The organism is Methylobacterium sp. J-077, from assembly GCF_022829365.1.
Taxonomy (GTDB): domain Bacteria; phylum Pseudomonadota; class Alphaproteobacteria; order Rhizobiales; family Beijerinckiaceae; genus Methylobacterium.
The window spans coordinates 1-4,711 of sequence record NZ_JAKSYJ010000030.1 but is presented as its reverse complement, the minus strand read 5'-3'; the positions used below and the strand labels follow the sequence as shown (position 1 = coordinate 4,711).

2 protein-coding genes and 4 pseudogenes are annotated in these 4,711 nt (G+C 61.6%); 2 read left to right on the top strand and 4 right to left on the bottom strand.

The genetic code is table 11. The features are described 5' to 3' along the window. Nucleotides 1-93: 93 nt before the first annotated feature. Nucleotides 94-294 (top strand): annotated as a pseudogene (locus MKL11_RS33500) (IS481 family transposase); the annotation flags it as partial. Here the strand turns inward: MKL11_RS33500 and tnpA are convergent. Next, nucleotides 262-708: an IS66-like element accessory protein TnpA gene (gene tnpA, locus MKL11_RS01280; protein WP_243939559.1), complete on the bottom strand. Its 447-nt coding sequence runs from the start codon at nt 706-708 to the stop codon at nt 262-264. The pseudogene MKL11_RS33500 and the gene tnpA overlap by 33 nt on opposite strands. A 208-nt stretch (nt 709-916) precedes the next feature. Further along, a pseudogene (locus MKL11_RS01270) lies at nt 917-1,024 on the bottom strand (helix-turn-helix domain-containing protein); the annotation flags it as partial. Between the two features lie 207 nt (nt 1,025-1,231). On the opposite strand from MKL11_RS01270, the pseudogene MKL11_RS01265 reads away from it, so the two are divergent. Further along, a pseudogene (locus MKL11_RS01265) lies at nt 1,232-2,161 on the top strand (IS110 family transposase). Between the two features lie 462 nt (nt 2,162-2,623). On the opposite strand, the gene MKL11_RS01260 reads toward MKL11_RS01265, so the two are convergent. After that, nucleotides 2,624-3,964 (bottom strand): polysaccharide biosynthesis/export family protein, encoded by a 1,341-nt coding sequence (locus MKL11_RS01260; protein ID WP_243939557.1) that lies wholly within the window; start codon nt 3,962-3,964, stop codon nt 2,624-2,626. Nucleotides 3,965-4,595: 631 nt separating this feature from the next. Continuing rightward, a pseudogene (locus tag MKL11_RS01255) lies at nt 4,596-4,711 on the bottom strand (IS630 family transposase); the annotation flags it as partial.

The window sequence follows — 4,711 nt, the reverse complement described above, 5'->3', positions numbered from 1 at the left end:
GCCGAAGAGGAAGCGCTTTGCCGATTGCCCCATCGGCTACGTCCACGTCTAAATGCGGAGGTCAGAACAGAACAGGGCAAGCTCTACCTGTTTGTGGCCATCGCCCGAACCTCGAAGTTGGCCTTCGCCAAGCTGGAAGCGGAAGCCACCTGCTACACAGCATCGGACTTCCTCCGCGCGCTGGCCGCGTTCGTGCCGTACAAGATCCACACGGTGTTGACCGACAACGGGGTGCAATTCTGCCATGCCCCGCGCAACCGCTCAAGCCCGACAGCCCTCTACAGCCGGCACATGTTCGATCGCGTCTGCCACGAGCACGGCATCGCGCATCGCCTGACCAAACCCAACCATCCGTTGACCAACGTACGCCTCCGGCGAGGGCCGCGGTCGAGGGCATCGCGCTCTGCGACGAGGCCGGCGCGGCGGCGCTGGAGTACGCGGATCATCCGACTGCGCAGCGGGAACCCGAAGTGACGGCTCAGGGGCGATCGCGACGGGCACGAGGACCGGGGCCTGCGCGTCCCCGCCCAAACGGCCGTCCCGCGCCTGACGCCGCCAAGTGAACAACAGGCCTTGGGCGATCCCATGCCGGCGCGCCACCGAACACACCGACACGCCAGTCTCAAACGAGGCTTCGACGATCCGCGCCTTGTCGTCGAACGACCAGCGCCGCCGCCGTTCGGTATTCTCCAGGAGCTCGACCCGCATCACCCCGACCCGCCGACCTTAACGCCAGCATTAAGGTCAGGCCTCAGCGCAGAGCGCGATGCCCTCGACCGCGGCCCTCACCGGAGGCGTACGTTGGTCAACGGATGGTTGGGTTTGGTCAGGCGATGCGCGATGCCGTGCTCGTGGCAGACGCGATCGAACATGTGCCGGCTGTAGAGGGCTGTTCGGCCTGAGCGGTTGCGCGGGGCATGGCAGAATCGCCTGTCGTCTGCCGAGTTCGCCACTTCTGGATCGTCATCGGGCTGACGCCGTAGCGCTTGGCCGCCGCTCTCACGCTCTCTTGACGTAGCTGTATTGCGCGACGGACCGCCTTGTATCTTTGAGTTGCCCGCTGGAGTGAAGCTAGCGAGGTTACACGGTGAGGGTCAGCCCGTGTCCGTCTGGGGCTCTCAAGCCCGCGACAGAGCAAGGTGCGGCCCTCACCGCCACAGTCCCGAGCCCGGACAGCCGCTCGGGCCAGAGCCCGCATTTGCAAGGTAGGGTCATAGACGAATAACCCACCATCTTCGTCGGCATCGACGTGTCCAAGGATCGCCTCGACGTTCACCTCAGACCGTCGGACGAGGCATTCCATGTCCCGCGTAATACCAAAGAGCTGGATGCTCTCGCTCGTCGGTTCAGTTGCTTACCTGTGGCCCTCATCGTCCTGGAGGCTACCGGTGGCTTCGAGGCGAGCGTTGCTGCAGCACTGGCCGCTGTCGGGCTGCCGCTTTGTATCGTCAACCCGCGTCAGATCCGCGACTTCGCCAGAGCGATGGGCCGGTTGGCGAAGACAGACACGCTCGACGCCGAGGTCATTGCCCTCTTCGCCGAACACATCAGACCGCCGGCCAGGCCCTTGCCGGAGCCGGAGAGACGGCACTTCGCCGAGCTCGTGAGCCGGCGGCGGCAGATCATCGGGATGATCTGCATGGAGACCAACCGTCGCGATCAAGCCGTGGACTAGCATTTGACCCGGTGGCTCGACCGACACATCGGCTTCCTGGAGAAAGAACTCGCAGAACTCGACAGCGACATTGGACAAGCCATCAAGGCCTCTCCGGTCTGATGCGAGACCGAGGCGCTGCTCCAGTCCGTGCCCGGGATCAGTGACGTGACCGCACGCACGCTTCTGGCGCAGTTGCCCGAGCTCGGCACCATCGGGCGCCACCAAATTGCGGCGCTCGTCGGCATCGCGCCCATCAATAGTGACACCGGCCTGATGCGAGGTCGAAGATCCATCGCGGGTGAACGAACCTCGGTGCGAGGCGTGCCCTACATGGCCGCTCAGACCGCGATCCGGCGAGGCTCTCCTTTTCTGTCCTGCTACGAGCAGCTGACCCAGCGAGGTCGGCCGAAGAAGGTCGCCCTCGTTGCCGTGATGCGAAAGCTCCTGGTGACGCTCAACGCCATCGTTCGCGACCGCACGCCCTGGCGGTCGATCACCACTTGATCTTCAACACAGTCGCTCCGTCGTGCGGGCGCTGCCGTGAAGAATTTGGCCAATAGCGCAACCCTGGCCGCATGGTGGTCAACCGTACCACCACTCCGCGGGATCAAACACCGCGGCCTTCACCGTAGGCGTGCGGAGTATGTAAGGGTCGATCAGGTTCAACGCTCCTTGGCGCGCGCGGTGCACAGTTCGGCGTAGCGTTAGCCCAGCGTGGCGGCCGCAATATCGGTCGCCCGGTGACGGATTTCGGGGTGGCGCAGGGTCGCTTCGATCCGGGGGCGGCGCGTTGCGTCCGCCGCCAGCAATCCATCGCGCCCTTAGTTCGTCTCGGATCGACAGATGAGTCGCGGCCTATCGCGAGCGGCAACGGAGACGTGTCACCGAAGAGCGACGGCTCCGACGCTGTCTGGGCAAGGGACCAATGTTACCACCGAATCGACCCTCGACCCACCCAGATGGGTCTTACCGATTGCTGACGTCGACCTCCTGTGGAAACGGTCGGACGGTCTCCGGCAGTTGAACTTGAACGATGTCGCCAGGCTCAACGGCTTCCGTATCGCCGACGACCATCTCCCGGGTTTGTCCACCCGTCCGGCGGATGATGCGTAGAACAACCTTTGACTGCGAATCACGGGTGATCGCACCGGGTTCGTCAGCTTCGAGTTCTAACAGCGACAGCCGCAGAGTTTTGATCTTCCCGTCCGTTTCAGCCAGTTTGGTGGTAATTTCTCGAAGATCTTTGAGAATTTCGTCGCGCCTTATATTTTTCATGTCAACCATACTGCGCTCTGAGCGAGCGATCTCTTGTTTGTTTCGGCTGGCGGCGACGCTTATATCCAGCAACGCATTTTCATACTGAACTACATTGAGTTCGGCTGAGAGTAGGCGCGGTGTCGTAACAAGACCGCGGCTCACCATATTGCCTGTCTCAGCCAGGTCCTTTCTTAAAAGATCGACCTGCTTTTTCTGAGTGTCTGTCTTCGAGATGAGCGTCTTTGCCTCGTCTTCGAGAAAAGATTTCGCTTTTGATATCATGTCTATCTGAGAATTCAGAGTTTGACGGCGGGAGTTGAAGATTAGAACCTGCTCACGCATGGCTTGGGCTACGATCGGTTCGCTCTGGCGGCTCTGAAGTTGTGCCGAGAAATCGATTCTCTCGCGATCCTGCGACTCAGCTGCGAGACGATCCCGCGCGGCGAGGAGGCCGGCTTGCTGTGTCATCGTCGCCGCCAGATCGCCGCGCGTCGTGATAAGGTCCCGGCTGGTGCGCGCCTGATCGCGATCAGCGCGACGGTAGCCGCCCGCGATGCTTATGGCCTGAAGAATCAAGAGTCCGGGCCGAAAGGAATACTCGCCTGGCTTGTCGACCTGTCCGAGAATGTAAAAGGGCCGATATTGTGAGACCTCAAGCGAAACGGCTGGCGGCTGAATAAGTCCTGCGGATTGCCTGAGACGTTCCGAAATAATGCTCGCCAGCTCACTCGTCGTCTTGTTAAGGCCATCAACCTGTCCGATCAACGGAAGTGATAGAATTCCACTGGCATCAATCGAGTATTCCCCTGTCAATGCGCTCCATTCAACGACTTGACCGGGCGCTGATCGCCATTCTGAAACTCGGAGTTTAAGCTTGTCCTGCGGCCCGAGATGATAGATCGGATCAGCAGCTCGCGCGCTGCTTATAGGGGCGCCAACGAGCGGGCTCACCATGAGAACGCTCAAGCTCATTCGCGTCCAACTCCCGCCGAAGATTTTGCCAAGAATTGCGATTGCTGCCAATTTCTTAAGTTTGAAGCTGTCCGGCACTGGGATCTCCGTTGGAACAAGTCCAGCTGTCGTACCATGTGAACGTGCGGGATTACAGATCCGGTAAGTCGCAGCGATCGAGCCAGTTTACGGTCCGTTATCGACGGGCTGCGAAACGGCCATCCCGTAACGATCGCTGGCCGGTACAGCCGCTCAGGCGATGGAACGAGCACGCCCCCCGCTTGTAAGATCCCCGTGACGTCCGCGTGCGGCGCCCCTGCGCGGCTCAACCACCATAATAGAGGAACGGGACCTAGAGTGCTATGTCGCCGCGGGGGGGGGCAGTCCCTCGGAGCGGTCCCCGCGGGCGAGGCCGAAGGTCGCGCCCAGTGGTGAGGTACCGTTTCCGCTCAAATTTCGAGCTACCATCGCGTCGAAGGCCTCCAGTGCTGCTGCCGTGCGGATCTCGTCAGGCAGATTTAGTATCACGTTGGCCTTGCACGCGTGTGGCGTAACTGGAGCCGTCTTACGGCGTCGACCGCCAGCACGACGAGTCCGATCAGGCGCGAAATGGCCAATTCCGATTGCGCACCCATCGGGGACGGCCGGAGCGCGAGGCTGCGGGATCCGAGGGCACGGCGCTGTCGCCGAAGCGGTCTTGATCACCTAGAGCCGTGCTTTTTCAGGTTGACTAATAGGCATCGTATCCAGCAGCGGTGAGGTAGTTTCGGCACTCATCCGGTCGGACGGCGGCGAACGCGTCCTCGATGACGATGGTGAGGTCGGCGGCGGTCCGTGCTGCAGCCG

Coding starts and splice junctions, on each gene's coding strand:
- tnpA (WP_243939559.1), bottom strand. CDS start 708: ATGCGGGTCGAGCTCCTGGAGAATACCGAACGGCGGCGGCGCTGGTCG.